The organism is Actinomadura bangladeshensis, from assembly GCF_004348335.1.
Classification (GTDB): Bacteria; Actinomycetota; Actinomycetes; order Streptosporangiales; family Streptosporangiaceae; genus Spirillospora; species Spirillospora bangladeshensis.
The window spans coordinates 1-1,000 of the sequence record NZ_SMJW01000566.1; the positions used below are offsets into that span (position 1 = coordinate 1).

The 1,000-nt window shown below is 78.9% G+C and carries 1 protein-coding gene; it reads right to left on the reverse strand.

Translation table 11 applies throughout. The features are described from left to right. Positions 1-206: hypothetical protein (locus E1284_RS40890; RefSeq protein WP_207924261.1), on the reverse strand; the 206-nt coding region annotated here is incomplete at its 3' end. Positions 207-1,000 lie beyond the last annotated feature (794 nt).

The window sequence follows — 1,000 nt, forward strand, 5'->3', positions numbered from 1 at the left end:
CCCGGCCCACCGGTCCGGTTCGCCACCCGCACGCCCTTGTTCTGGAACTTGGAGGTGACCTTCGACCCGAGCTCCTGCCCGGCCTTGCCGAGCTCGCCGAGCTTCGCCCGCACCCCCGGCTTCGGCACGGCTCCGGGCACACCGGCCGCCCCGAATCCGGCGGCGGCACCGGCCATCCCGGCACCGGCCATCCCAGGACCGCTCATACCGGGTCCCGGCATCCCGGGGCCGGGCATGCCCATCCCGCCCGCACCGGGCGCACCGCCCATGCCGGGCCCGCCGGGAACCCCGGGCCCGTTCAACGCCCGAGGGCCACCCGGCCCACCGGGCATCCCGCCCATTCCAGACGCGTTCGGCCCTCCGGGCCCACCGGCCGGCCCGAAACCGCCCGCAGGCCCGCCGGGCGCGCCCCTTCCACTGGGAACGACCGCACCACCGGGCCCGGACGTCCCACCGGGAACGCCCTGCCCACCGCCGGCACCGGGTCCGCCGGCTCCGGGAGGACCACCGAGCGCGCCTTGTCCACCGGAACCGCCAAAGCCACCGGGCACGCTGTGCGCGGCCTGCCCACCGCTCCCGACGGGACCGCCCAGCGCGCCTTGCCCGCCATGGGCGGGACCAGAAGCAGCATGCCCCCCGCCCCCGACAGGGCCGTTCAACGGGCCTTGCCCACCGGTTCCGGGAAATCCGCCCAGCGGGTCCTGCCCACCGCGCCCGGCACCCGGGGAGGCTTGCCCGCCGGTTCCGGCTGGGCCGCCGAGCGGGCCTTGTCCACCCTGGGGCGCATGCGCACCGGGCGCGGGCTGGCCGCCGGGGTTCCAAGAGTCGGGGGCGCTCGGCGCGGGTGCGCCCGGGGTGAACTGTCCGCCGCCGGGCGGCAAGGAGGAGCCGGGTGCGGCGTTCCCGCCGGCGCCCGACCAGCTCGATCCTCCGGGGCCGCTCCAGGCGCTCGGCCCCTCCGGGCCGGCCGCATGGCGGCCGGGGGAGGCGGGGGCCGAGG